The following is a 3,275-nucleotide window of genomic DNA, read 5'->3' on the forward strand; positions in this document are numbered from 1 at the left end:
CGGGCGAACACATCGCTCAGCCCGGGCTCGACACCCATGCCCACAAGAGCGAGACGGCCGGCCGTCTCCCAGTCGGGCGCCTGGGCGAATTGGTCGTCGCCGAGCTTCACACCGGTCTCCGAATACGGCTCGGACGGATGCGGCTCCGACAGGCTCATCGCCATGTCGAGGTAGTCCGCTCCGGCGGCAAGCGCCCCGGCGAAGATTGTGGGCACAAATTTGGGCTCGACGGCGTTCATCACATGGGTGACGCCGTGGGCCTTCGCGACCGCGGTCACGTCATCCGGGTCGGAGGCGTCGATCTGCGCGGCGATGAATCGCGACCCCTGCGCACCGTGCTTCGCTTCGACCCAGGCGATCGTCGCCTCGGCGCGGACCAGCTCATAGTCGCACACGACCATGGTCTCGAAGAAGGTGCGACGGGCGGCGATCTTGGCAATCGCAGTGCCGACGCCACCGGCGCCGACCAGGAGGATTCTCATGCTTTGACGCTAGCGGTGACGGCCCTGTCCGGCCGAGCCGCGCGTAGTTTTTTTCGTCAGGTGATCCTTCATTCACAGGACCCACTAAGGTTTCGAATGGTACGCGTCGCACCCGAGTTCCCAGGAGACTCCCGTCTCTCCTCCGAACGATGCCGTGCTCTCGAGAGGACTCTCCCAATGAGAACCCGCCCCGTTTATAAAACCATTGCCGCTGCGGCTGCAATTCTGATGATTTCCGCCGCAAGCGTGCTCGCGATGCCGACCGCGGCATCGGCGGGCGCCTCCGACATCAACACCAACTCGATCCAGTGGCAGGGTGTCGATGACACCACCGGCTATATCGAAGACGCCGCGACCTATGACCTCGCGCACAACTCTTTTGGTTGGAACAACGATGCGTTCGACGGACTCCCCAATCCGTTCACGCTGCATGACACCACGCAGGGCGACTGGCAGTTTGTGGCGACGACTACGGTGAGCGATATCCACGAGGGCGCCACCTCCGTAATCACGATGACGGGAAGTACCACCGCGTGGGAGGCCCCCTATGTGGTCGTACTCACCCTCACTCTGTCGGGCAATTACGCTCACTGGTCGTATCGCCTGTCGAATGCCACGATCGGGCTCGCCAATAGCTCGGTGACGTTCACCGGAAACATCGGCTCCGATTCGAACTCACGGTACGTGGTCAATGGAAAAACGCTCGTGTCAGACACCACGACTCCCACCTTCAGCAGCCAGAATTCCAACGAGTCCAGCGACCCAATCATCGGGTACGACGTGGTCACGAACGGCACCTTCGGCGGCTGGACTACAGTCGAGGGAAGGGACAGCCCGCGAGCGGATGCCGCTGGGGCGAGCAACTTCGATGTGTACCTCGTTCTCTTCGGCTACACCCCCTGCGCCAATGGTTTCGCTGATGCGAAGACCGCGGTTACCGCGCTCGTTCCCACGCTTCCGGCAACCTTCGGTGACCGGTATGGCGACGCCGGTACCTGCATCACGGTCTCTCCGCTCTCTCTTACTAAAGGCGTGCCGGTCAATCAGGTTCTGAGCTACACCATTGACCCGGCCCTCACAGCGGACAGTTATTTCACGAACGGTCCCGTATCGACGGTCGTCGATGACCTTCCGGCTGGCCTCACGGCGACAAGCCTGCAGCAAGAGGACGGCTCCGTCGTGGTCACGATATCGGGCACGCCGACGACGGGCGGAAATTTCACCGCTCGACTTTTGTTCGCCGCTACCTTCGATGGGCCGTCCAGCCATCAGGTGCTTGGGCGCACATCGATCGCCGTTGCCGACCCGTCACCGGTGGCCACAGCCGCTGTGGCCACTGCGGCCGCTGTTCCAGAACTCGCTGCGACCGGGACTGATGCGGCTGCTCCGATGGGACTTGGTGGCATGCTGTTGATTGCCGGCCTCGGCATAGCCGTCCTCGCTCGTCGCCGCCGTTTGGCGTAGTTCAGGCGCAGTTCAGTATCTTCTCAGTGCGACGGGTCGCCGACAGCTGTCGGCGGCCCGTCGCACTGGTCGTCGCATTGGTCGTCGCACGGCTTGTCGCACTGGTCGTCTCACGGTCCGTCGCACTGCTTGTCTCACTGGTCGTCTCACTGCTTGTCTCACTGCTCGTCTCTCACCGCGATAGCCTCGCCCGATCGCACAGATCCGCTGCGTCTCTCCCGTTCCGTGAGCACGCGATGAGCGAGCGGTGCCCACACGATCACCGCCACCGCGCTGCCGAGCACTAGTCCGCCGATCGTGTCGCTCAACCAGTGCGCGCCGAGATAGGTGCGGCTGAGCAGCATGATGACCGTGTAGAGCACCCCGGCGGCCCAGATCCAGACCCGACGCAGCACCAGGGACAGCACGACCGCCATCGTGGCGGCGTTCGCCGTGTGTCCGGATGGGAACGAGCCAGGGTCCGAGACGACCAGGATGTCGTGCGGACGCGGACGCTCATAGAGATTCTTGAGCAGCTGCACGAGACCGGCACTCACAATCGTGGCGAGTGCGAAGTACAGGGCCGCCCACTTCATCCGCAACACCAGAAGAATCAGGATGATCGCGAGGGGCACGACGAAGGTACCGATGATGCCGCCGCCGATGTTGTTCATCAGCAGGGCCGGCACGTCCCAGAACGCTGACCTGTGCTCCACGAGCTCCCCCAGAAAGGCGAGGTCGAAGGAGAACGGAAGGTTGTTTTCCCGGTAGGCGATGATCGCCCCGAGCGCAGCGACCAGCAAGATGCCCATCCCGCCGCTCACCAGCGGCCAGCGTCGACTGATGCGGGCAGCTTGCCGTGCGGCGGGCGAGCTCGCGTCGTTGTTCTTCTTCAGTGGGTGCGCGGTCACGCGCCAACAGTACCCAGAGTCGTTCGGTGCGGAATGTGCGGCCCAGTGTTTGCACAGGCCAGCCCCGCCGTCGAGGCCGTTCGCGGTTGGGTACGGCGGGCCGCGAGTTGTCGGCGGCGTTTCTCAGGGAGTCGCCGACCGACCGTCTTACGTCGTCGTCGTCGTCGTCGTCGTCGTCGGCGGCGTCGGCGTCGGCGTCGGCCCCGGCGTTCCGCTGTCGCCCTCGGCGTCGGCCCTCCGCGCGCACCCTCGGGCCTCCACGCGGGAGGGAGTTTCGGCCGATCCGCACCCGATGGAGGGAGATTTCCGCTGGGAATACAGTTTTCCCTCCTTCGGCGTCGGCGACCGCAGTCTCCCAGAGCGCCAGCGTCAGGAACCATCGCCGTTCCGCTGTCACCCGCGGCCCTCCGCAGACGCCCGCGGCCCTCCGCAGTCACCC

3 protein-coding genes are annotated in these 3,275 nt (G+C 64.4%); 1 reads left to right on the forward strand and 2 read right to left on the reverse strand.

Annotated features, from left to right (window positions below; all coding sequences use genetic code 11):
* On the reverse strand, positions 1-482 hold a 482-nt coding region (locus H7290_RS12265; protein ID WP_290514302.1), incomplete at its 3' end, for a saccharopine dehydrogenase NADP-binding domain-containing protein.
* 177 nt (positions 483-659) lie between these two features.
* Between H7290_RS12265 and H7290_RS12270 the strand changes: the two genes are divergently transcribed.
* Entirely contained in the window at positions 660-1,946 is a 1,287-nt protein-coding gene (locus H7290_RS12270) for an LPXTG cell wall anchor domain-containing protein (RefSeq protein ID WP_290514303.1), read from the forward strand.
* Between the two features lie 158 nt (positions 1,947-2,104).
* Here H7290_RS12270 and H7290_RS12275 read toward each other — a convergent pair whose 3' ends face one another.
* On the reverse strand, positions 2,105-2,836 hold the full coding sequence (locus H7290_RS12275) for a phosphatase PAP2 family protein (protein ID WP_290514304.1): 732 nt from the start codon (positions 2,834-2,836) through the stop codon (positions 2,105-2,107).
* Positions 2,837-3,275 lie beyond the last annotated feature (439 nt).

The sequence above is a fragment of the Aeromicrobium sp. genome (assembly GCF_014378035.1).
Lineage (GTDB): Bacteria > Actinomycetota > Actinomycetes > Propionibacteriales > Nocardioidaceae > Aeromicrobium.